A 22,499-nucleotide genomic window follows, 5' to 3' on the forward strand; every position below is an offset into this window, starting at 1 on the left:
AACTTACAAATCTTGAATTAAACCAACCACACGCTGAGTTGCATCTGGTTGAGCTTGTTGACGTGCTTTAACAGCCATTTCCGTCAACAATGTACGGTTCATGAGTGGCAATAAAACTGCTTTTAATGAATCAGGAGTGAGTGTCGCTTGTGGACAAATTTTTGCAGCATTAATATCTGCTAGGAATTTGGCATTCGCAGTTTGGTGGTCATCTACTGCACTTGGCAAAGGTACAAATACGGCTGCAACACCCGCAGTAGCAATCTCAGTGACCGTCAGTGCACCAGCACGACAGATTACAAGATCGGCATTGGCATAGGCTTCCGCCATATTTTCAATAAACGGTTGAACTTCTACCTGTAAATGATCATGAGCATCGGCATAACGTGCCCGCGTGCTATCAGCATGATTTTGACCACACTGATGATAAACACTTAAAGGAACATCTAATTGTTTCAGTGCTTCGGGTACGCGCTCATTCAATGCTTGTGCGCCCAAGGAGCCGCCTACAATTAAAATACGAATAGGTTGATTGGCTTTTTCTCGCTCTTGATATCGCCAAGCAGGACTCAATATCGTAGAAATTTCCTTACGTACGGGATTACCTGTAGTCACGATTTTATGATTTTCTGGAAATGTTTTCGGGAATGCCTGACAGACCGTTTTAGCAACACGAGCCAATTGGATATTGGTGAAACCCGCTACTGCATTTTGCTCATGAATGATGACAGGAATACCAAGAATACGCGCAGCCAAACCACCAGGACCTGCAACATAACCGCCAAAACCAGCGACTGCATCTACGTTTAATCGTTTCATATAGCGCATTGCGCTAAGCGTTGCTTTTAAAATTTTAAAAGGGGCTTGCAGCTTACGGACGATTCCATTGCCACGCACACCCTGAATATCAATTTGATAAATTGGAATTTGGTGATTTTTAAGCAAGCGGTTTTCCATACCTGAAGGCGTTGCCAACCATGACACTTCGACACCTTGCTGTTGTAATTCCTGAGCAACTGCTAGGGCAGGAAATACATGTCCACCTGTACCTGCAGCCATCATCATGACATGTTTAGGTTGTTTATGCTGAGCTTGTGTCACGGTCTAATTCTTCAAATCTAAGAGCTAACAGAAAATTTTATATAAGGCATCAATTGTAATCACAATCGTATATCCATGAAAGTTTATTTACTTTTTTTTTCACGGACCCTTTAATTGTTTTTTTCATATGATTTCAGAGTTTAAACTAGATTTATTATGAGGTGTGCCTTTTTTTATGTATTTTACCATTCGATCTAGTTTATAACGCACCAAAATAATGATTAATGTGCACATTAAAAACCACCACAGTATTGGCTCTATTGTTCCTTCGTATCTTCGCTACCGCCATATTGGATATAAACTTATGTCTAAATGGTATGAGGCAATAGTTCTATTTATGATATTGCTATATCTCATTGAGATTCAGCTCGCGAATAAAAGGATTTTTAAACGCAAATGTCAAAAATATCATCTTATGACATTTGGATTATTTTGGCAGGCTACCTTGCTGCAATTCATGTCGGTAAACTTTCTGCTGTTATTCCAATTCTTCAAAAAGATTTAAATCTAAGTTTCACCCAAGCAGGCCTATCCTTATCACTGGTTCAAGGTGCTGGAATGCTATTTGCCCTGTGTATTGGTGCTGTATCTGAGAAAATAGGACTCAAAAAATGTCTTATTTTTGCACTCATTCTATTGGGGATGAGTAGTTTTGCAGGCTTATGGATTGATCATAGTATTAGCCTTTATTTTTTTCGATTTATGGAAGGCATTGGATTTCTCACCATTAGTCTTTGCGCTCCCGCAATTTTAAAACGACTGAGCACACCTGAAACCATGAATTTTAAAATGGGGTTATGGAGTTCTTATATGGGAGTTGGGGTTAGTCTTGCTATTTTGACCATTCCTGTATTACTCGAATGGCTCAGTTGGCAACACATTTGGGCATTATTTGGTGCCTTGTGTTGGCTGGTTGCCTTGATGATTTACCATTTTTTACGTTATGACGATAAACAAACCACTGTAACAACAGCACCACTGAACACATCAACCTCCAACTCTTTTTTATCTATTGTTAAAGCCACCGTGACCCATCCACCCATTCTCTGTCTAGCCGTTATCTTTGCTTGCTATACCAGTCAATGGATCACACTCACAGGTTTTTTACCCAGCTTGTATGTCTCATTCAATATGGATTTAAAGCTTGCAGGAATTTTGGTGTCAATGGTTGTATTATCTAACTTAGGTGGAACCTTTGGCGCAGGCGTATTACTTCAAAAAGGCATAGCTCCTTTTAAATTACTTCAATTTAGTTTTTTAAGTCTAATTTTATGTAGCTGGGTTGTATTTTCACAACCCTATTGGTTGATTTTTGAGTTGCAATATTTGTGCGCTATTTTGTTTTCTTTTATCGGTGGCATTATTCCGACGACCGTCTTTGCCAATACGCTTAGATACGCACCACAGGTCAATGCAGCAGCATCCAGTATGGGCTTAGTGCTGCAAATTTCTGCATGTGCGCAGTTCCTTGTTCCCCCAGCAACAGCAGCTCTCGTTTCGTCTTCTCACCAGTGGTACAATGCCGCATGGGTTACCGTAAGTCTTTCCACCCTAGGACTATTGACCAGCTATTATTTATTTAAAATATATACGCAAAAAAAAGAGCCTATTTAGGCTCTTTTTTGCAGATCAGCTAACGTCCAGCTTCCAAAACATCAAATAATGTATCTGCGATAGAAGTACCAAATTGTGCGTCTATTTCACGTATACACGTTGGACTAGTCACATTAATTTCTGTTACATAGTTTCCAATGACATCAAGACCAACAAATACCAGCCCCTTCTCACGCAAGAATGGTCCAACTTTAGCAGCAATCACCTTATCATTTTCAGTCAACGGACGTGCTTCACCACGCCCACCAGCAGCAAGGTTACCTCGCGTTTCACCATTTTGTGGGATACGCGCTAAACAATATGGAATTGGCTCACCATTGACCATCAGAATACGCTTATCTCCATCCACAATTTCAGGAATATAACGTTGCGCCATAATCGGTTGCTGCCCCATTTGAGTCAACATTTCCAAAGTTGAACCGATATTTGCCCCTGCAGCAGTTAAACGGAAAATCCCCATACCGCCCATCCCATCTAGCGGTTTTACAATCACATCTTGATGTTCAGCAATAAACTCTCGGATTAAACTTTGCTGTGAAGTTACCAAAGTCGGAACCTGCAGTTCTGGAAATTGTGTAGCGAACAGCTTTTCGTTACAGTCTCGCAAACTTTGAGGTTTATTGATAATCCAGGAACCTTCACGTTCCGCTTGTTCCAGAATATAAGTTGTATAAACAAAGTTCATATCAAAAGGTGGATCTTTACGCATGAGTACAACATCGTATGCGGCTAAAGATTCTTTCTGTTTTTCACCAAGTTCATAGTAATGATTATAATCCTCAAACACTTTAAGTGGTGAGATCAAACCAAAAGCTTTGCCTTGATCGATATATAAATCTTCCTGAAGTGCATACCCTAACTCATGACCGCGACGTGCAGCAGCCCAAAGCATTGCCATGGTCGAATCTTTTTTGAGGTTTACATTTTCGATGGGATCCATCACCACAAGTACGCGCATGATCTGTTCTCTATTTTATCAATGAAGCGATTATAACGAAGTTTAGTGAACGATCTACTGATCTATCAAAGGATCAATTGTATAAATTCAGAGAAGCTCTTTCCTATTTCTGCTGAGCACTAGAATTTGGATTCATATCAAACTACTAAAAAAAATAATAAAAAACGGCGCAATGAGCGTCAGGAAAAATCCACTGAGAATTGCAATTTGTACATCTAATGGTGAACAATTGTTTTTTACAAAGGGTAAAGTCGAGTCCATCGCCGTGGCACCACATACACCAATGATTGGCTTTGGATAACGCTGACCTAATAAATACAACAATGCAATCGCATAAAACTCTCGTACAAGATCTGTGATCAAAGCAAAAGTTCCCTGCTCAGGTCCTAAAACTTTAGCAACTAAAGGACCAGAAAGAGAGAACCAACCAAATCCACTCCCCATCACAACGAGTTCGACAAAAGATTGAGTCATGATATGACTCGTCAAATAAGCCGCAATAAATAGTGCAATGATTGAAAAAAATGGCACTTTAATATGATTCATAGTGAGGGCTTGAATTTTAATCGCAGACAAATCCACTCCGATTAAAAAAATCAACACATACAATAGTATCGCGCTTAACATTTCCCCTGATAAAGTCTTGGGTAATAGCCAATATAGCCCCATCCCGATCAACACCATTCCAATCGCAATCAAGCATTCGGTAATAGGTTTGAGCATATCCTTGAATGATTTTTGGTGCTCAGCCTTAAAGTGGCTACGATTAAATAAAAGCCCAAAGGTAATCACACTTAACACTGTAGAATAAATAAAAGCTTCAATTAATATTTTTGAACCAAGATCTTTATCAAACAAGACACTGCCAAATTGAAAGCCTATAGAGATGAGGAGCAACCACACCAAAAACGTAATTTGACCAACCAATATATTGCGAACTTGAACGTTTGCAGCTTTACCTATGCCCCAACCCAATATAAGAGAAATGAGAATAGGTAAAAGCGAAATTATTAAATTTTGAATCATATTTTTTGCTTTGTAAGAGAGAAATCAATCAAAATCATCCAGCGCTCACCAGCCTCAGCATTTGTGCCTTGATCTATTTTTCTAATAGGTGATACATAATGTGAAACTGCTGGATCGTGTACAGCAAAACTTTCAGAAGCTTGTCTCAACGTAAATTTTTGATAAATATTATAATTATTTACCTCATCTAAACGCTTATTTCTTTCCTGAGGTGATGCAATAAAGTTTTCACCTCCTTCAATGTTATTACTCCTATAAAACAAATGAGCAAATGTGAATGGCTCACCATCCTGATGAAAACAATTAGGCGAACTAATTCCTAGCTGATCGGCATGAGTTGAACGCAGTTTGACAAAATGGACACCCACGTAAATTGGCAGATAGGCATTTTCCAAACCAAAAGTAAGTTGATAATCATCTACAATCAAATCATTAAGATATTGCGTAGATTTAGCTTCTTGGCTCAACGCGTTAAAATAACGAATCGACTGATGCTCGGGATTGTTCCCTCCCTGATCATATCCAGATAACTCCTGCCCTATATTATCACGCACTGTCGGCAACCAAATAGGCTTAAGATCTTTTTCCCAAGGTAAAATTAAGGCATTTCCGTATCTTCTAAACCTTTGAGTATGTGTAGGTGCAAAAGGATCTTTTTCAAGTTTTTCAAACTCTTTAGCTAGTAATAGTTTAGAAAAATGATCCACCTCTATAGATTTATAATGTAGATACCCTTTTGCTTTGAAGGTATTCTTCAAATCAATTTCTTGATGTTTTATAGCAGTCAAATTGCTATACGATTCAGTATTAGCGTCTAATTGATCAAGCACAATTAATCCTTAAGAATAACTAAATAAATATCATAGTCACGCTAAAATTATTACGTTTTTATTAAGGTTTACTCACAAAATAATATTACTATTTCAAATTAAATTATTAAGAAAAATTACAAAATTATTGTTACAACTTCAAATACGAATTACATCAAACGTTAACATCGTTGAATAAAACTAACAGGACTTAATATTCCAACAATAGGTACAAGTCCATGATTAAAATAATTTCTACACTATGTTTACTCACTATCAGTTCAGTTACTTTAGCAGCAGGCAATCCTACACGAGTCGGTGATGTACTCGGTCGAGACCTCAACGTTCCAATTGTTGGTGCATTAGGGCATACAGGTGTATATGTAAGTTCAAACAATATTGTTCAAGTCATGAACAAAACGGCATATGTAGATGTGATTGAATATGTCAGCTTAAGTGGATTTAAAACTACAAAATATTGGGGAGCAAAGGCCAAAACAAGTTTTGGATATAAATCTCCTTACTCATCTGCTGCTAATCAAATCACTGCGGTATCAAATCAGCAACGACCCCATGTCGCTTACACGCTGTATTCAGCAACACCAAACCCAGCTGTGCAAGTCTGTTCACAATATAACTCCAATGGTGCTTGTAGCAAATATACATGGCAAAAGGGAACGTTCCGATGTGACAGCTTTACGAAATGGCTCTACACTCAGACAGGTAATGGTAATCTAGGAGGAAGCACACCGCGTGGAACTTTCAATAGTAGCTTACTCACAATTACACGAGTGTAAATAAATCATTCCATTATATTGCCTTCACATCTCTGATGTTGAAGGCAACGACAGCTTAATATTTTAATATTATGAATAAGAAAAATATTTTTTTGGTTATTTTGATCTTCGTGATCTGTGCAGTAATTTTATGGATGTATTTGAAATCGACAGCAGATACGACTCAAAGTATATCAAATCAAAATAATAATACGTCAACGCTAAAAAGCAATGAAGATCGCGCGACTAGCTTGTCTGAAAATACTGCAGATATGAAACTCAACACTAACCTACCCGTATGGGCAAAAAAGTTACTTCAACTGGATCAATCTGCTGCGAATCGAGAAGAAAAAATACATGATTTAATTCAGCTCCTTGAACAAAACCAGCATGATGAAAATGCAATAGAAGAAATCCTGACTCAACTTACTTCTCTCAATCCTTTAGAAGCAACTGAACAAATTTTGCCATTTCTCACACATCAAAATCCTAAAATTCAAAGCTTAGCGATAGGCGCACTGAATAATGCGATGTTGCTGACTGATCGAGAACATGAACTCAAAAAATCCCTACCTGAAAATGATTTGATTCGACAGAAAATTAGTCACGCTTTAGAGCAACGTTTTCAGGATCCAAATTTAGATCCAAAGGTTAAACAAGTTCTTATTTCTAGCCTACCGCATACCGCATCTGTCCAAACTCAGCACAATCTTGTACAAGAACTTCTTCAACAAAATTCTATCTCACCAAACGAAGCACAATTTCTTTCTCAATATCTGCTAAATGGTCAGGGAAATAACACAACTTTAGAACAACTTGCGCATAAAAATCCGAAGATGATTGAAGACATTATTGCGAATTTAAATAATCAAATTGTCGACCAACCAGCTATTGTTGAAGTTCTGAATAATGATCAAAAAAAGCAACTACATAATTTTATCTTACAGCATCCACCAAGCTCGAAAGATGAAAGCTATGGATATAAAAATGATATATGGCGATTTTCTTTAAACCAACTTCAACAATAAATAAAAGTTAGACTGGTTTTATATGAATATTTTTCAAGCTTATAATTACATAAAATTTACATTTAAAATAATTAAATAACTTCTCACTCCTATTTTAACTATAAATCAACATAGATTTAATACATTAATCTTTTTTATTTTAAGCTAAATTAATATTACATTTTAATCATTCATGATTTCATTTTTTAATCGTGATGACTAAATATTTAGCACTCCAATAATCATAGTTATAAATTTAATGAGGGCATTATGAAAATAGTTTTAATTGGTGCAACAGGCATGGCAGGTTCTCGTATTCTTGAAGAGCTTGTTTCACGTGGACACTACGTCAAAGCGATTGCGCGTAATACAAGCAAAGTTTCAGATACAGAGCGTGTGTTAACTGTAGATTTAGATTTAAATGATCAAGAAGCACTTGTAAATGAGCTGAAAGGTCAAGATGCTGTAATTAGTGCAGTACGTTTCCAAGGTCTTGATATCAATTCACTTCTTAATGCTATTCGTGAATCAAAAGTTAAACGTTATATTGTTGTTGGTGGCGCTGGCGGTTTAACTGTACCAAATCAAAATGTGCGTGTAATCGATACAGAAGACTTCCCTGATGCATATAAAGCTGAGGCGGAAGCAGGCATTCAGTTCTTTGATAAGTTAAAACAAGTGGACGACATTGACTGGACCTTTATTGCTCCTGCAGCGGAATTCGGTCCTGGTAAGCGAACTGGTGAATATCGCTCTGGTAAAGATGAACTTATCGTTGGTGAAGAAGGCAGTAAAATCTCTGCAGAAGATTTCGCAGTAGCGCTCAGTGATGAGCTTGAAAATAATAACCATATTCAAGAGCGCTTTAGCGTAGGTTATTAATATTCAGTGATATTATTAAAAAAGGAAGCTTAGGCTTCCTTTTTTATTATTTATTTCGCTCTATGAGATATTTTAAATAAATGAGATGAATGAAATCTAAAGAGGTTATAATATTTATATAAATAAAATTTAAAAAGTAGTATTTTCATGAATTATCTTGAGTATTTTTTATATATTTTCACTGTCATTATTATGATTGCCACTCCAGGCCCTGTTATGATTTTGGTGGCCAGTGCAGGTGCAAAAGGTGGTTATCGAAAAGCATTACAAACCATTTTAGGCACTAATGTTGCCTCACTATGTTTAATTGCGCTTTCAATTCTTGCACTTAAGGGTGTTCTTCATTTTAATGAGCATATTTTCAACATCATCAAAGTCCTAGGATGTCTTTATATTGGCTATTTAGGTTTTGAAATTCTTAGAGAAACTTTTCAGCACAATCAAACTGCCTCTTCAAAGATCAAGCCGATGGATAGCGGTTTTTCCAAAGGGTTTTTAGTTGGAATTTCCAATCCAAAAGATATTATTTTCTTCACTGCTTTTTTTCCGCAGTTTATTCAAATTACACCAAATATAGATTTAAGTTTGTCGCTGTTAATCATCACATGGATTCTTCTAGATTTTGTCGTACTATCTTTGGTCTATTTAGGTTTTAACGCTATTTCTCAACAACGTATTTATTCAAAAATCTTAGCCTTGTGTGGCGCGATCCTCATGACCATCGCTGGGTATGGGATATTCAGCACAGCGCTCTTTTATGAGTCTCTTTAACTTATTTAAACTACAATTTATGAATGAATTTATTCCCGGGGTTTCTAATGATGCAACCCGCCATGATCGTCTTTTATTCAGAAGATAAAAATCATTGATTAGATGATTCTTGCCTGCGATCAGGTTATGCATTTGATATACCCCACCGTGGCAAAATCGTCCTTGAGTGATGAGGTTACAAGAACTGAATGAAAAGTTGGGCATAACGTAAAAATGTAATTTGTGTGATGCAGATAAGAATTTCGCATAACGCCTATTATGTTAATTTTAGAGAAACTATTACAAATATAATATTACTTTTGCATTCTCAAATAAGCCGTTATATTTCTTAAAAAATCTATAAAGAACTGTTATTGCTGATTATTATTTTTTAAATCAGGCCGAATTTTATAAATATTATTTTGGAGTTCAAAAATATGACTGAGAGCTTTTCCTATCAGTAAAATATTCTCTCTATTTTCTAGTGATGGATCCGATTGAATCTTACTAGGAATACTGTCTAATAATATTGCGGCTTGATATAAATCATCATTTATTTTTTTTAATTGATCCATTTTTCTCTTCTATAGATGTTGGTAAGGATCCCAATCATATTACATTGAGATCCTGATTTATTAGACCGTGGTATATATTGTTTTAGCTTCTCTAGTTTCTGAACTAAAAAGGTTTAATAATCTATTCGATGATGGCACAGGAAGATTTGGTGGATTCCAGTCACCTGTAGTGATGCATGTATTTAAAGAGTTTCCACACTCTGACATTCCACCGCTACCAGTAGACCCATAGACATCAATACAGTCTGCATAATATTCTGCACACAATTTTTAGTTAAATAATATGAAGGCGTTGTAGGATCATATGCAAGAGCAAGACTACTAGTCATTATTGTACTAATTAAAACTATTTTTTTTAATAACATAAGAAAACCAACTTTATTGTTAATTTGATATTTAAATATAGTTTATTAAAAGTTAAGCATTATTAAAATTACTTAAATCAAACATATTTTTAAATAAATTTACTTCTATTTAACATAATGGTCGTTATGCGAAATGAAACTAAAATAATGATTTAAAATCAATAACTTAAAAATTTTCACCCACCCCGAAAAACAGTAAAAAGTCGACTGTGAAACATATCGACTGCTTTTTAAGCAAATTTGTCATTTTTCGCCAATAAAAATGGTTAAAAAGTGATCAAAAACCGCAATTCCCTATAAGATATATGCCTCTCGGAATCAAATCCATCCCCAATTTCTGCGGACAAATTTTTGGATAATTTAAGAGAATTTGAGTATTGGATACTTAGCTTACCTTTATTCAAAATCCAGCTGATATTCATCTGTTGTGATTCTTATTTTTATTTTCTTATATTTTCTTTTCGTAGTACTTAATGCTGAATTGATAACTTCTTCATGAAATTTAGAATCATTCATTAATTCACCAAATAATTTATAACCGATTAGGATTTTCTTTACTTCTTTGTCTGCTTTTCGATATTTTTCAATCAATAAATCTAAATCATTAACGCTAAAATTTTTCATTTCTATTCTAATTGACCTCTAGGTGATGATAAAATACACTCATATTTTTAGATAATATATAATATCTTCATCTATTATTTATCTAGTTTTTAATGACTCGTCTGCATCCTGTTCAGGAAGTATTATTCTTACTTAAAAATGATGAATCTAATATGAAAAGATTATTAAAATTTTCTCTTTTGCTCAGTAACCCTATGGTTGAGCTTTTTTTCATGTATAAAAATTCGAATAAGGTTTGATATTAAATCAAGAGGATTAAGTAAATCCACTTATCAATTTTTGATAAAGTCGTCTAATTAAAGAATAGATAAAATATTGCAGATAGTTAACGTAATTATGCGCCTAATCAAATCATTAAAAGTTGGCGGTTCATCCAAACTGGATACAACTTGCTCTAATTTTATGATTTTAAATGGTTTTTCATTAGATTATGAAAAACCCTGAAGAAGATAGTTATGTATGTCTAAAATTTTGGTGGATACCTAGTATTTTCGATCAAAATCTAATTAAAAATATTTAAGAAAGTGATAGTTATTTAGATAATCTCTTTTAATCACCACGATATGACCAATGTACAGTTTTATAATCTTCATCACTATTTCTATATTCACTAATGAGATCATTTCGTTCATCTAATGCATCTTGATAATCATCTTCATGAAAACAAATAGCCATACGGGCTTGACCACCAAATTCAGCTTCAATAAAAGAATTAAAACTATTTTTTATTCCAATATCTGAGCGAGATATACTCAAGTTATTACGGAAAACTGAAGATACAACCCAAAATGATTTATCCCAAGATATAGCACTTTCTGTAATTAGAGAACGACAAAATGTATATCTAGTATCTTGTGCATTTGTATATGCTGCACCACAGATTAAGGTTATCCCTAGGAATGTAGAAGATAATTTTTTGTAAAAACTCATAGCATCACCGGTAGTTTATTTGTATTTACACTTTTCATGTAAGTAATCAAGAGCTGCATTCATCTTTTTAGCATGACTATCTTTTACGTACCATATAGCAGCACCGCCTGTTCTTGTAGGATCTAACTTCCATCCATTTAATAAAGTATATTGTGAATATTTTACAGGACCAACATAAAGCTTATTAATCGTATATCCATCTCCTCTCACACTAGCTCTTGTCCAATCTATAGAAATTTCTCGCAGATATTTTCCATTATTGCCACTACGATCTTTATCAGTAAACATTATTGAATAACTAGTTGAACATCCTGAACTCTCAAATGAAAAAAGATCAGCTCGGATATTATTACCTACTATTTCTTGGGTATAGAGCCCTGCTTCGTCTATAACCTCATGAGCATCTTGTAATGAAGAAAAACTATCAACTTTTTTTGCGTAAGTAGATGAACAAAAAATAGCAATTAAAGCTAAGCTATAAATTTTCATGATCTGAGCCTTATCTAAAGGTTTAACAATATTTATTTCTTAAAAATATAAGCTTTCTAGTAGTTAGATTGGTGACTAATAGAAATGAGTTAAAACAGGATTTTTTAGTAACCAAATAATATAAAAATGATTTTCACGAGGATCATACGCCTTACTACTCTATTATGAAATATCTTTCTTTAATTCTCATTCTATCTAATTAAAAGAAAGTCTATAGAAATAGTGGTAATTGAATAATCACATCATTTTTTTTATTTACTATTAGCTAACTGACTTAACAGTAGTTCAAGTTTATTAATCTCACTTTTACTAACTTTTTTCGTTAAAGGGAATTCTATTGTATCTGTAACTTCTCTTGTTGGACGGGGTGATTTATAAGTATTTACTTTTATCAACTTTATGTTAGGTTTCTTAAAAAACAAGAACCCATTAACATTTTCCTTATTAATTGTTAAATATTTACCATTATTATTTTTTTTCATGTCTGACCATTTAATATTATCATAGGCTTCAACATAAACTGGACGATCATAATCATACTTCAGTCTTTGTCCAACCATCATCACATCAACGTTTATAGCAGCACTACTATAAAATGTTTCTTGTGGAACTTTTTTATCTTCTACAAATTCATCTACGACATGTTCAGTTAACCAAGAATTAATTTTCTTAATTATTTCACTTTTATCATTAATATCTGATGCATAAGCAGCATTAGCTATTAGTGTAAAAGACATACATAAGAATAAATATAATATATTTCTCATAATATCACCTGAAAATACCTTTTGTGTTTTAAAAAATATTATTATATTATAATTAAGAGTAGATTAAAAAAGGAAATTAATTATGAAATTAAAAAAAATTATTATTGGGGGATTATTAGCTTCATTAGCTACTCTGGTATTTGCTAATAAGCCCTTGTTCCTATTATGTAAACATAATTCTCATGGAGAGACTTGGCATCTAATAGGTGGACCTTATAATAAAATCGCTGATTGTGACAGAGTTGCTGATCGCCATAGAGATTATCATTCTAATCGAGGGGATCAATATCCGACTGTCCAATGTTCATGGAGAACTCAAAGTGAGATCAATGATATGTTGTACAATGGTAGATTGAGCCGTTGGTAATTATTTCTATTAAAAAGCCCGACATCATGTCGGGCTTTTTAATAAGAGGCTTAATGGTGCTGGACGTTTAACATTCCCTGTTTATCCATATCTTATTTTCTAGAACTTCCTGCTCTATATTTATTTATAATAAAAGAACGAATAATTACATCCAAGATGACAAATACTAGAAACAATGTACACCATGGATTACATGGTTGATTAAAAAATACTCATTTAATTTGATTACTCATTTTTCCTTAAAAGAACACCTAATTTCTTTAGTTATTGTTTTAATATATTTCACATAAGAGATTTTATGTTAAATAAATCAAACATAAAAAAATTATTAGATTTTTTATGTTTGATAAAGTATTTCTGAATTAATAGTTAGTTTTTAGAATAATGAAATTTTTTCCTGCAAGTGCTTATCAAGATGAATTGAAAATTCTTTTTAATGAATATGAAAAGAAAATTATAAGATTACTTCCAAATGCTAGAGTTGAGCATATAGGATCTTCAGCAATACCTAATGCATATTCTAAGGGTGATCTCGATATTTTAGTTTGTATCCCTGAAAAAGAGTTTAAAAAATCTATAAATTTATTAAAAAAATTAAATTTTAGAGAGAAAAGCAATACGTTAAGAACAAATGATCTTTGCATGCTAGAAGCTATTAACTCTGAGAAAGATATAGCATTTCAAGTTATTACTGAAGATTCTTTGTACTTAAATTTTCTAACTTTTAGAGATATCTTAATTTCTTCACCACATTTAGTAGATCAATATAATCAGTTAAAAATCGACTGTATTGGATTTGAAGAAGATGATTATAGAAAGGTAAAAGCTTCTTTCATTGAAGAGATATTATATAAAAATATTTCTTAAAATATTTATATTTTCTTAATTTAAATCAAAATGTTACGTTTTGTATTAAGGTCAAAATAGGATCCTTATCTACTATTTTTGATTTCGCATAACGACCATTATGTTAAATGAGGCGGATTTATTTAATCCGCTTACCATTTTTATCGATGATTATTTCACCATCTTCTTTAGTAAAAGCACCTATTTGAGGTGCAGATAAAATATCTAAAACGAGTTCAGATGGTCTACAAAGTTTTACACCGATCTCAGTTACTACGAATGGACGATTAATCAAAATTGGATACTCAAGCATAAAATTAATGAGCTGTTCATCTGTCCAGTGTGGCTGATCCAATTTATGAGTTTCAAAAGGTTCTACATTTTTACGAATAGCTTCATGTACAGAAAGACCTGATTTTTCAATTAAATTAATCAGTTCTCTCTTGCTCGGAGGGTTGAGAAGATACTCAATAATTTCAGGTTCCTCTCCGGTATTTCGAATTAAAGCCAGTGTATTTCTTGATGTTCCGCAAGCAGGGTTGTGATAGATCTTAACTTTTGATGACATTGGATTAACTCAAAGCTTAGTAATATTGCATTTATATACGGATATGCGTATATTCGCAATAGCATATATTGGAGTGTAGATGATGGATCAAGCAGATTTCTTTAAATGCCTATCTGACCCGACACGTCTAGATATTTTAAAAATTATTTTAGCAAGACAAAATGTATGTGTTTGTGAAATCACAGAGATATTACAACTGAGCCAACCCAAAATTTCTCGTCACTTGGCTTTACTCCGTAACCTCTCAATTTTGCTAGATGAGCGCAAGGGACAATGGGTGTATTACCGATTAAATCCTGATTTACCAGAATGGGTAAATGCAGTGCTCAATGTCTTAAATGATGAAGTACTGAATAAACCTGCAAGCAACTTATCTATCTCTATGCAATGCGAGTAATTCAATGTCCGGATCAAAGCTCTCATTCTTAGATCGAAATCTAACGCTATGGATTTTTATTGCCATGGCATTAGGAGTAGGTATTGGTGTATTTTTTCCTCAAGCATCTGTGGTACTCGATCAATTAAGCATTAATTCAGTGAATATCCCTATCGCAATAGGGCTTATTTTGATGATGTATCCACCACTTGCCAAAGTAGACTATGCGACTTTGCCTAAAGTCTTTGAGGACAAGCGAACCCTTACATTATCTCTCGTTCAAAACTGGCTAATAGCACCTTGCTTAATGTTTGGTTTGGCAATCATTTTTTTACATGCCTATCCTGAATACATGACTGGCCTAATTCTCATAGGCTTAGCCCGATGTATTGCGATGGTCCTCGTCTGGAACGATCTGGCATGTGGGGATAATCAATATGTCGCTGCCTTAGTCGCGTTTAACAGTATCTTCCAGATCTTATTCTTTAGTACTTATGCCTGGTTATTCTTAACCTTCTTACCACCATTCTTTGGGGTAGAAGCACAAATCATTAATGTGAGCTTTTGGACAATTACCCATGCTGTTCTTATTTATCTAGGTATTCCGTTCTTACTTGGGTGTTTAACCCGACTGATTTTGGTTAAAAAGAATGGTTTGGCTTGGTATCAGGATAAATTTATCCCAAAGATTAGCCCAATCAGCCTTATTGCCCTTTTATTCACGATTGTAGCCATGTTCAGTCTTAAAGGTGGTGAAGTGATTAGCCTTCCTCTAGACGTGCTTAGAATCGCTATTCCTTTGACAATTTACTTTGTTGCGATGTTCTTCATCAGCTTCTTTATGAGTAAGTGGATGGGCAATGATTACCCTAAAACGACTGCTATTTCCTTTACTGCGGCAGGCAACAATTTTGAATTAGCACTGGCTGTAGCGATTGCCACTTTTGGATTAGCTTCACCTGTAGCTTTCACAACCGTGATTGGTCCGCTTGTTGAAGTTCCTGTATTGATTGCTTTAGTGACAGTGTCGCTATGGCTGAGAAAAAAAGTGTTTAAAGAGGCATGAGTCGAATGAACCTACCAAATATTGATCCTAGTCTTTTAGAAAAACCGACTTTAGAAAAAGTTCAGGCAAAGAACCTTAAACATCCACCAAGAATACTGCTTTTGTATGGCTCAAATCGTGATAGATCATATAGCCGTTTAGCTGTTCAGGAAGCTGGTCGAATTCTTGAATATTTTGGTGCGGAAGTGAAAATCTTCCATCCAAAAGGGCTACCCCTCCCTGAAGATGGTGATATGCAACATACAAAGGTTAAGGAACTCCATGAACTCTTAGCATGGTCAGAAGGCATGGTGTGGTGCTCTCCTGAGCGTCATGGCTCAATGAGTTCGATATTGAAAGCTCAAATTGATTGGATTCCATTAGCAGCGGGTGCAATCCGTGCAACGCAAGGTAAAACCTTAGCTGTAATGCAAGTGTGTGGAGGTTCGCAATCCTTTAATGCTGTAAATCAATTACGTATTTTAGGGCGTTGGATGCGTATGATCACGATACCAAATCAGTCCTCAGTCCCTAAAGCATTTCTAGAGTTTGAAGAGGATGGTCGTATGAAGCCTTCTTCTTATTACATGAGGATTGTCGATGTGATGGAAGAACTTTATAAATTTACGCTTTTAACCAGGGGACAGTCCTCATATCTCACAGACCGTTACTCTGAACGTGTAGAAAGTGCAGAAGAGCTTTCAAAGCGTGTGAATCAAAAGAGTATCTAGATTTCCTAAAATTAACATAATACACCTTATGCGAAATGATTTTTTATTAAATACAAATCAATAACTTATATCAATATAAAAAACCCAGACCTATAGATCTGGGCTTTTTTATAGATTCTTCAAGTTCCACGCTTATTTATTAAGCAATGTTCACATTAATATTAAGTAGAACTTTATAAGACTTAGATTCCGTACTTCACACGGTACGCTTCCATTTTCGCTAAAGCATCTTTGTCGCCTTTAGCATCTAAGTAATCCATTAAATCTTTCATTGTGATAAGCGCATGCACAGGAATTTCAAGCTCTTTTTGAACTTCTTGAATCGCAGACAATTCACCCTGACCTTTTTCTTGACGGTCAAGCGCAACCAATACACCCGCTATTTGCGCGCCTGCATTTTTTAAAATGGTCACAACTTCACGAATGGCTGTACCCGCAGTGATTACATCATCAATGATCCATACCTTTTTACCTTCAACTGAAGCACCAACTAAAACCCCCCCCTCACCGTGATCTTTAACTTCTTTACGGTTGAAGCCCCAAGGTACACTTACACCGTGGTTTTGTGACAATGCCACAGCCGTTGCAGCGACAAATGGAATACCTTTATACGCAGGGCCAAAAATCACTTCAACATTATCACATTCAGTTAATTTTGCTGCATAGCCAGAAGCCAAGCCAGTTAAGGCTTCACCGTCATTTAACAAACCGGCGTTAAAAAAATAAGGACTCACACGACCTGATTTTAAAGTAAACTCACCAAATTTAAGCACACCACGTGATAATGCCAGTTCGATAAAAGCTTGTGGATTAAATGCCGCTTGCGCTGTCATGAGGTGCTCCATTTATTAAATTGAGGTTAAACTCGAGCATGATACCAAAGAGTAGCTATCCTAGTGATCAAAAAATTTTACGTGTCGTATCAATCAACGTAAATGGTCTTCGTTCTGCAGAAAAAAAAGGAATTTTTGACTGGATGGCAACTTCAGATGCCGATGTCATTTGCATGCAAGAATCCCGTATTACACACGAACAATGGACAGATAAATTTAAGCCAGAAGGTTGGTATACACACCTATTCCCAGCTGAGCGTCCTGGCTATGCTGGTACCGCAATCTATAGTCGTTTGCCGTTTATCTCAGTTACCGATGGTCTGGGTTTTGAATTGGCTGATTCACAAGGTCGTTTTATCTCAGCAGAATTTGATCTAGGCTTAGAGAAAACAGCTCATATTTGCTCACTCTATTTACCATCAGGTTCTTCTGGTGAAGAAGCACAAGCACGTAAAGATCACTTCCTAAATGAATACAAGCAGATCTTGAAACAATGGCGTGATGAAGGTAAATCTGTGATTGTTTGCGGTGACTACAATATCGTACATAAACGCATTGATATTAAGAACTGGTCAGGCAATCAAAAAGCTTCAGGTTGTTTACCACATGAACGTGCATGGCTCGATCATATTTATGATGATTTAGGCTATGTCGATACCTTCCGTGAAGTGCGTAAAGAAGCAGAACTTTATTCATGGTGGTCAAACCGAGGACAAGCCCGTGCCAAGAACGTGGGTTGGCGGATTGACTATCAAGCTTGCTCACCAGATTGGAAAGATCGTACTGTGAATGCATGGGTATATAAAGAAACGTGGTTTAGCGATCATGCCCCTGTCATTATCGATTATAAAATTTAGTGCCGTGCAAACTGAGTGAACAACTGTTTACTAAATGCACGCTAATTGCTCACAAATCTTGTCGTGTTAACGTATTTTTATTCCGACTAATTCAGTGCATTATTGTCGCACGGCACAGGGACATGTCAGGATGACAATAGGGATTGGAAGCCGTAGGATGAAAAGAAAATAAATTTCGGTTTATTTTCCAAGGATGAAGACATTGGACGTTGAATTGAGACCCGCATGATCAGGATGATTTAATGCGGGTTTTCTCTATTTAAAAGATCAATACAAATTTTAAGATAAGAAATTTTCCACCATTTTATTGATAACCACCATGAAGCCACACTGTAGATTTCAAACCTATTTAAAATATTCTGATCACATTTATGTTTTTGCGTAAATTTTGCTAAGCTCTAGACTGATCACAATGAATAAGACTGTTAGAGATGATTAAAGTTTACGGCATTAAAAATTGCAACTCGATGAAAAAAGCATTCGATTTACTCAATGAGTTGGGGCTTAGTTATGAGTTCCACGATTATAAGAAACAAGGTATTGATGCTGAAACAGTACAAAAATGGCTAAATGATCTTGGTGCTGAACTTGTCCTCAATAAAAAGGGAACGACTTGGCGTAAATTGTCTGAGGAAGATCAACAAATTGCCCTTGCATCTGAACAGGGTTTGATTGAAGCACTGACTACACATACGAGCCTTATTAAAAGACCAGTGATCACTACTGAATCAGGCTATGTAGTAGGTTTTGATGAGAATGCGATAAAAGCATTAAAGAAATAAGAAATAAAAAAAGCCGAGCAACTACTCGGCTTTTTTATGAATCTTAAATTAGTTCACGCGTACCCAAGTTTGGTTACGACCAAGCGCTGATACGCCGATGAAACCACGAAGTTCGAGCTTTTGACCACCGTCTTTCAATGAACCCTTCAATTTGTAAGTTTTTCCAGATTGTGGGTCTAAGATTGAACCACCATCGTAATTCGTTCCACCTACATTTTTAAGACCCTTCACAATGGTTAAACCTTTTAAAGATTTCTTGTGATAGGGACCTTCACAGTTCGTACATGAATTTTCTTGACCCGGTGTGACAACACTCTGAATCGTTGCATTCAATGTTCCGTTTGGCTGTTCAGTGAATTTTACAAAAGCTTTAGCTTTTTTAGTTTTCTCATCAATCGTATTCCACACGGTACCATTGAGTGGATCTGCAGCATTTGCAAATACTGCTGAAGCGAGTAATCCTAACGCTAGTGCAATTTTTTTCATTGTTTTTTGTTTCCCTTGCTGAATTGACTTTAATATTATTAAAAATTGATAACATTTAAGCAATTTTTGAATGTGACTATTTAGTGTACCATTGTAATGCTGTGTGCTGATAATAAACATAATTTCATTAATATGGAAAAACAATGAAGATCAATCCGGTTTTGAAACAATACATAACAGAGTCTTTTTTAAAAACGAGTCTTCGCTTTCCGAGTCGCTTTAATCTTCCCCCCACCGTACTTCGTGTTGCCTTAGAGCAGATGACGCGTGTTTTTCCACAGTCCAAAGATGTCAGTATTCGAAAACTAAGAATCGCAGGTATTCGTGCCGAAGAAATTTTGCCTCAACCTGAAACGACTCAGCTCATTTTTCACATTCATGGTGGCGCATTCTTTTTAGGATCGTTAAATACACATCGCGCATTGATGACTGAAATGGCACTTCGGACTCAAATGCAAGTGCTACATATCGATTACCCTCTTTCACCTGAACAACGTTTCCCCGATCTCGGAGAAGCAATCTATGATGTGTACCAATTATTGGTAGAGCAAGGTGCTCAACCGAAAGATATTATTTTATCTGGCGATTCTTGTGGTGCCAATTTAGCACTTGCACTGGCTTTACGTTTAAAAGAAGAAAATCCAAAACTTCTTCCAAGTGGCTTGATTTTAATGTCACCCTTTCTTGACTTAACTTTGACCAGTGAATCTCTACGCTACAATCAAAAGCATGATGCTTTATTGTCAATTGAAGCTTTAGAAGCAGGCATAAATCATTATGTTCCTAAAGGTGTAGATGTCTCAATTCCCGAAATTTCCCCAATTTTTGGAGATCTCAAAGGATTGCCACCGACATTGGTTCAGGTGGGTTCAAAAGAAATTTTGTTAGACGACTCTACGCGATTTGAAGAAAAGGCTAAAGCAGCTGGAGTAGATGTTGAGTTTAAGTTATACACCGGTATGTGGCATAACTTCCAAATGTTTAGCGCTTGGTTTGATGAAGCAAAGCAAGCTTTGACCGATATCGCAGAGTTTGCCCATCGTTTGGATAAAGACTGATTGAATCAAAACTGAAGTAAACATAAAAAAGAGTAGCGTAAGCTACTCCTTTTTTATTCATTTAGAATAAGTATGAGACACCAAATCCACCATGATAACTTCGATCGGATCCACTTAGGTCTACACCGATACTTGCATCTAACTGCGCACGATCATTCAACGCATAGATTAAACCAGATGCCAGTCCATACTCTCGCTCTTGGCTTTCTTTCTTGGTAAATACTGCTTCAGAATAGCCCGATAAATTACCCACGATTTTATAACCAATAGTAGGTACAGCAGTCACCAACCAGTCACTATTTTGAGCTGAATAGAACATTCCTATTCCTGTCGTTACAGTATCGTTATATTGATACTCAACAGATGAGCCCAAAGTATAAATATCATCAACATAAGTAAAACGATCATTTCCTGTTGCGATTTTAGCTTGTGCCAAAATTGCCATTTTCAGTTGATCATCTTGTAAGTCAACGTGATGCTTAATCCCAACAGAAACATCACCTAAACCATCATGGTCATCAGTTCGATTTTGGATTCGGGTCCGCTCCCACGCTGGGCCATCCCAACCCAATTGAAGCTCAGTATTCTTACTCAATCCCGTACGCAACAGGACATCAGCATTGAGTCGCAATGATTTATTTTTAAAACCATTTTCAGTACTTTCAACATACTGTGCAGTTGGAAGTCCCTGCTCCCATGCCAATTGACCTACGGGCGTAATGCCTGTGCTGAAACTCGTACCAGGTCGATCGAAGGCAAAATCTGCAGCCATCGCACTTACACTCGCGGTTGAGCAAAGTATCAAGCTCAGTTGTTTTAATTTTGTCATGGGGCACCCAAATTAATTTAATTCTTTCGTCATTTTTGCGCCACGGCTACGTAATAACTCGAGTGTCTCACGTTCTTCCGGTAAAGCCTGTGACCAATCAATGGTATCAAAATCGCAGTCGAAAAATAAATCACTAATTGAACTCAGAATAGTATTCCCCTCTTCATCTTTGGTATTAGGATCAACTTGGTGATCAAGTAAGCGTTGAACTGCTGGTACACAAGCAGCGCTCGCAGCATCCCAAAGTGGGCCGTAACATTCCTCTGCATCCCATAAATGGAAATTAGCTTTCGCTGCAATCAGTGCATCTAGAATATCAAGATGTACTTGTAATTTCTGTTGTTTTTCTTCTGTTGAAAGCGCATTTCCTTGCTCATACGCTTCACAAATTTCTTCCCACCATTGAAATAAAGTATCTGACCACACTGAAACCGCAGGGCCTTTCTCTCCTGCGATAAAGTTTGGATCTAAACCTTCTGCTAACAGGCGCTGTACCTGTGCTAGGTCTAATTCTTCTAAGGCCTGTAAAAACACCTGTTGATGTGCTGTTAGCATTTACTTTCTCTACTATTTATCTATAACGACATTATGCCTAATAATGCAGATCATTATTCAATTAAATAAATCAAAACTGTTCATTCAAAATTTTATTCAAAAAAAAAGCCCCGAAGGGCTTTTTGCTATTCCACATCCACTTCATCTTCTTTCAGTTGGATGGGCGCTCCACGAGGGTTCTCTTTTTTCTCGAATACATGTTCAAGACTACGCTTTAATCGGTCAATCGCACCATGAATCGCTGTGTCGATATTATGACCTCTGTGATTGACCACAACTGGTTTTAGTCCAGCTGGGCGAGCTTCGATCATACATTGAATATCGTCTGCACCGCCTTTATGGGCATTTTCATCACTTAAATGAACCGAAAAATGGGTAATTCTTTCACTATGGCGTTGAAACTCTGTATTTAGTTCTGCACGTACATAATCAATTAATCGCTCACTGTTTTGAATATTCTTATCTGTACGGATTTCTATGTTCATAAATATCA

At 35.8% G+C, this 22,499-nt stretch carries 28 protein-coding genes; 13 read left to right on the forward strand and 15 right to left on the reverse strand.

Annotation, left to right across the window (positions count from 1 at the left end):
• Positions 1–3 precede the first annotated feature (3 nt).
• The gene (gene murG, locus BMW42_RS04185) at positions 4–1,101 is read right to left on the reverse strand and encodes an undecaprenyldiphospho-muramoylpentapeptide beta-N-acetylglucosaminyltransferase (protein WP_092766516.1); all 1,098 of its coding nucleotides are present in this window, start codon (positions 1,099–1,101) and stop codon (positions 4–6) included.
• A gap of 396 nt (positions 1,102–1,497) precedes the next feature.
• Between murG and BMW42_RS04190 the strand changes: the two genes are divergently transcribed.
• Positions 1,498–2,715, forward strand: a complete 1,218-nt coding sequence (locus tag BMW42_RS04190) for an MFS transporter (protein WP_092766517.1) — start codon at positions 1,498–1,500, stop codon at positions 2,713–2,715.
• A 19-nt stretch (positions 2,716–2,734) separates the two neighbouring features.
• Here BMW42_RS04190 and gshB read toward each other — a convergent pair whose 3' ends face one another.
• The 3 genes from gshB to BMW42_RS04205 all read right to left on the reverse strand — a co-directional run bounded on the left by gshB (position 2,735) and on the right by BMW42_RS04205 (position 5,487).
• Positions 2,735–3,673, reverse strand: coding sequence for a glutathione synthase (gene gshB, locus BMW42_RS04195; RefSeq protein ID WP_035270267.1), 939 nt, complete (start codon positions 3,671–3,673; stop codon positions 2,735–2,737).
• 132 nt (positions 3,674–3,805) lie between these two features.
• Positions 3,806–4,699, reverse strand: coding sequence for a lysine exporter LysO family protein (locus BMW42_RS04200; protein ID WP_092766518.1), 894 nt, complete (start codon positions 4,697–4,699; stop codon positions 3,806–3,808).
• Positions 4,696–5,487: a 2OG-Fe dioxygenase family protein gene (locus BMW42_RS04205; RefSeq protein WP_051586645.1), complete on the reverse strand. Its 792-nt coding sequence runs from the start codon at positions 5,485–5,487 to the stop codon at positions 4,696–4,698. Before BMW42_RS04205 ends, BMW42_RS04200 begins: the two co-directional genes overlap by 4 nt.
• Before the next feature lie 260 nt (positions 5,488–5,747).
• Here BMW42_RS04205 and BMW42_RS04210 point away from each other — a divergent pair, with 260 nt between their 5' ends.
• The 4 genes from BMW42_RS04210 to BMW42_RS04225 all read left to right on the forward strand — a co-directional run bounded on the left by BMW42_RS04210 (position 5,748) and on the right by BMW42_RS04225 (position 8,944).
• Complete coding sequence (locus tag BMW42_RS04210) at positions 5,748–6,305, forward strand: hypothetical protein (RefSeq protein WP_092766519.1); 558 nt, start codon at positions 5,748–5,750, stop codon at positions 6,303–6,305.
• A gap of 140 nt (positions 6,306–6,445) precedes the next feature.
• Entirely contained in the window at positions 6,446–7,312 is an 867-nt protein-coding gene (locus tag BMW42_RS04215) for a hypothetical protein (protein ID WP_143047396.1), read from the forward strand.
• A 249-nt stretch (positions 7,313–7,561) separates the two neighbouring features.
• Entirely contained in the window at positions 7,562–8,173 is a 612-nt protein-coding gene (locus tag BMW42_RS04220; protein WP_092766521.1) for an NAD(P)-dependent oxidoreductase, read from the forward strand.
• A 147-nt stretch (positions 8,174–8,320) separates the two neighbouring features.
• Positions 8,321–8,944, forward strand: coding sequence for a LysE family translocator (locus BMW42_RS04225; RefSeq protein WP_092766522.1), 624 nt, complete (start codon positions 8,321–8,323; stop codon positions 8,942–8,944).
• A gap of 350 nt (positions 8,945–9,294) precedes the next feature.
• On the opposite strand, the gene BMW42_RS04230 is transcribed toward BMW42_RS04225, so the two are convergent.
• The 5 genes from BMW42_RS04230 to BMW42_RS04250 all read right to left on the reverse strand — a co-directional run bounded on the left by BMW42_RS04230 (position 9,295) and on the right by BMW42_RS04250 (position 12,673).
• Entirely contained in the window at positions 9,295–9,498 is a 204-nt protein-coding gene (locus BMW42_RS04230) for a hypothetical protein (protein ID WP_035270252.1), read from the reverse strand.
• A 761-nt stretch (positions 9,499–10,259) separates the two neighbouring features.
• Complete coding sequence (locus BMW42_RS04235; protein ID WP_035270938.1) at positions 10,260–10,487, reverse strand: hypothetical protein; 228 nt, start codon at positions 10,485–10,487, stop codon at positions 10,260–10,262.
• 549 nt (positions 10,488–11,036) lie between these two features.
• The gene (locus BMW42_RS04240; RefSeq protein WP_035270939.1) at positions 11,037–11,417 is read right to left on the reverse strand and encodes a hypothetical protein; all 381 of its coding nucleotides are present in this window, start codon (positions 11,415–11,417) and stop codon (positions 11,037–11,039) included.
• 15 nt (positions 11,418–11,432) lie between these two features.
• Positions 11,433–11,906, reverse strand: coding sequence for a hypothetical protein (locus BMW42_RS04245; protein WP_092766523.1), 474 nt, complete (start codon positions 11,904–11,906; stop codon positions 11,433–11,435).
• 251 nt (positions 11,907–12,157) lie between these two features.
• A complete protein-coding gene (locus BMW42_RS04250) occupies positions 12,158–12,673 on the reverse strand; it encodes a hypothetical protein (RefSeq protein ID WP_143047397.1) in 516 nt (171 codons plus the stop codon).
• An 82-nt stretch (positions 12,674–12,755) separates the two neighbouring features.
• Here BMW42_RS04250 and BMW42_RS04255 point away from each other — a divergent pair, with 82 nt between their 5' ends.
• Together BMW42_RS04255 and BMW42_RS04260 are read left to right on the forward strand one after the other, a co-directional pair.
• Entirely contained in the window at positions 12,756–13,040 is a 285-nt protein-coding gene (locus BMW42_RS04255) for a hypothetical protein (RefSeq protein ID WP_035270248.1), read from the forward strand.
• 384 nt (positions 13,041–13,424) lie between these two features.
• Positions 13,425–13,907, forward strand: coding sequence for a GrpB family protein (locus BMW42_RS04260; protein ID WP_092766524.1), 483 nt, complete (start codon positions 13,425–13,427; stop codon positions 13,905–13,907).
• Positions 13,908–14,025: 118 nt separating this feature from the next.
• Here the strand turns inward: BMW42_RS04260 and arsC are convergent, their stop codons facing one another.
• The gene (gene arsC / locus BMW42_RS04265) at positions 14,026–14,454 is read right to left on the reverse strand and encodes an arsenate reductase (glutaredoxin) (RefSeq protein WP_035264681.1); all 429 of its coding nucleotides are present in this window, start codon (positions 14,452–14,454) and stop codon (positions 14,026–14,028) included.
• An 82-nt stretch (positions 14,455–14,536) separates the two neighbouring features.
• Between arsC and BMW42_RS04270 the strand changes: the two genes are divergently transcribed.
• From BMW42_RS04270 to arsH, 3 genes are read left to right on the forward strand one after another with little or no spacing between them, the layout of a single operon-like run.
• Entirely contained in the window at positions 14,537–14,851 is a 315-nt protein-coding gene (locus tag BMW42_RS04270) for an ArsR/SmtB family transcription factor (RefSeq protein ID WP_035264683.1), read from the forward strand.
• 4 nt (positions 14,852–14,855) lie between these two features.
• Positions 14,856–15,896, forward strand: coding sequence for an ACR3 family arsenite efflux transporter (gene arsB, locus BMW42_RS04275; RefSeq protein ID WP_035264685.1), 1,041 nt, complete (start codon positions 14,856–14,858; stop codon positions 15,894–15,896).
• 5 nt (positions 15,897–15,901) lie between these two features.
• A complete protein-coding gene (arsH, locus tag BMW42_RS04280; protein ID WP_035264925.1) occupies positions 15,902–16,606 on the forward strand; it encodes an arsenical resistance protein ArsH in 705 nt (234 codons plus the stop codon).
• Between the two features lie 182 nt (positions 16,607–16,788).
• On the opposite strand, the gene pyrE is transcribed toward arsH, so the two are convergent.
• Complete coding sequence (gene pyrE / locus BMW42_RS04285) at positions 16,789–17,439, reverse strand: orotate phosphoribosyltransferase (RefSeq protein ID WP_035264688.1); 651 nt, start codon at positions 17,437–17,439, stop codon at positions 16,789–16,791.
• Positions 17,440–17,477: 38 nt separating this feature from the next.
• Between pyrE and BMW42_RS04290 the strand changes: the two genes are divergently transcribed.
• Positions 17,478–18,296, forward strand: coding sequence for an exodeoxyribonuclease III (locus BMW42_RS04290; protein ID WP_092766525.1), 819 nt, complete (start codon positions 17,478–17,480; stop codon positions 18,294–18,296).
• A gap of 431 nt (positions 18,297–18,727) precedes the next feature.
• Positions 18,728–19,078: a Spx/MgsR family RNA polymerase-binding regulatory protein gene (locus BMW42_RS04295; protein ID WP_092766526.1), complete on the forward strand. Its 351-nt coding sequence runs from the start codon at positions 18,728–18,730 to the stop codon at positions 19,076–19,078.
• Positions 19,079–19,126: 48 nt separating this feature from the next.
• Here the strand turns inward: BMW42_RS04295 and BMW42_RS04300 are convergent, their stop codons facing one another.
• A complete protein-coding gene (locus BMW42_RS04300) occupies positions 19,127–19,564 on the reverse strand; it encodes a DUF2147 domain-containing protein (protein ID WP_035264927.1) in 438 nt (145 codons plus the stop codon).
• Between the two features lie 143 nt (positions 19,565–19,707).
• Between BMW42_RS04300 and BMW42_RS04305 the strand changes: the two genes are divergently transcribed.
• Positions 19,708–20,622: an alpha/beta hydrolase gene (locus BMW42_RS04305; RefSeq protein ID WP_035264694.1), complete on the forward strand. Its 915-nt coding sequence runs from the start codon at positions 19,708–19,710 to the stop codon at positions 20,620–20,622.
• Between the two features lie 61 nt (positions 20,623–20,683).
• Here the strand turns inward: BMW42_RS04305 and BMW42_RS04310 are convergent, their stop codons facing one another.
• The 3 genes from BMW42_RS04310 to BMW42_RS04320 all read right to left on the reverse strand — a co-directional run bounded on the left by BMW42_RS04310 (position 20,684) and on the right by BMW42_RS04320 (position 22,491).
• Positions 20,684–21,451, reverse strand: coding sequence for a transporter (locus BMW42_RS04310; protein WP_092766527.1), 768 nt, complete (start codon positions 21,449–21,451; stop codon positions 20,684–20,686).
• A 12-nt stretch (positions 21,452–21,463) separates the two neighbouring features.
• Entirely contained in the window at positions 21,464–22,006 is a 543-nt protein-coding gene (locus BMW42_RS04315; RefSeq protein WP_035264700.1) for an ankyrin repeat domain-containing protein, read from the reverse strand.
• A 125-nt stretch (positions 22,007–22,131) separates the two neighbouring features.
• Complete coding sequence (locus BMW42_RS04320; RefSeq protein WP_035264715.1) at positions 22,132–22,491, reverse strand: HPF/RaiA family ribosome-associated protein; 360 nt, start codon at positions 22,489–22,491, stop codon at positions 22,132–22,134.
• Positions 22,492–22,499: the final 8 nt, after the last annotated feature.

It is taken from the genome of Acinetobacter sp. DSM 11652 (genome assembly GCF_900109815.1).
Classification (GTDB): domain Bacteria; phylum Pseudomonadota; class Gammaproteobacteria; order Pseudomonadales; family Moraxellaceae; genus Acinetobacter.